Here is a 697-nt window from a genome sequence, read left to right on the forward strand (position 1 = left end):
CCGGCGGCGCTGACGCGCTCGCGGCCGGCTACGGCGCCACGGCGGGCGGCGTGAGCGCGACGGCCCTCGGGACCGAGGCGAACGCGGCCGGCGACGGGTCCATCGCGATCGGCCGCAGCGCCTCGGCGACGCAGGCCAACACCATCGCGATCGGTCCCGGCGCGCAGACCACCCGCACGAACCAGGTCGCGATCGGCAACGGCTCGAACACCTATACGCTCGGCGGGATCACGTCGGCGCAGAGCGCCGCGGCCCAGAACGGCGCGACGCAGTTCGTGACCACCGACGCGGCGGGCAACCTCGCGACCTCCGGCTACGGCCCGAGCACCATCGCCGGCCTCGGCTCCCGCCTCGACTCGGCGGAAGGGCGGATCGGCGGCGTCGAGTCCCGCGTCGGCGCGCTGGAATCGCGCACGAACGCCCTGTCGCAATACACCACCGAGACCCGGCGCGAGGCACGCCAGGGCGTCGCCACGGCGCTGGCGATGCCGACCGCGTCGATGCCCTCGGCACCCGGCCGCACCACCTGGGTCCTCAACAGCGCGACCTATCGCGGCGAGTGGGCCGGCGGCGCGGCACTCTCGCACCGCCTGCCGACCGCCGTGCCGCTGGCGATCAACGTCGGCTACGCCTATGGCGGCGACGGCGGCCACGGGGTGCGGGCCGGGCTCGGCGGCGAGTTCTGAGCGCGCCTCCC

General features: G+C 76.0%; 1 pseudogene. It reads left to right on the forward strand.

Going from position 1 to position 697, the window contains the following annotated elements:
- Positions 1–686 (forward strand): annotated as a pseudogene (locus MKK70_RS00560) (hypothetical protein); the annotation flags it as partial.
- Between the last annotated feature and the right edge of the window lie 11 nt (positions 687–697).

The organism is Methylobacterium sp. E-041, from assembly GCF_022829665.1.
Classification (GTDB): domain Bacteria; phylum Pseudomonadota; class Alphaproteobacteria; order Rhizobiales; family Beijerinckiaceae; genus Methylobacterium.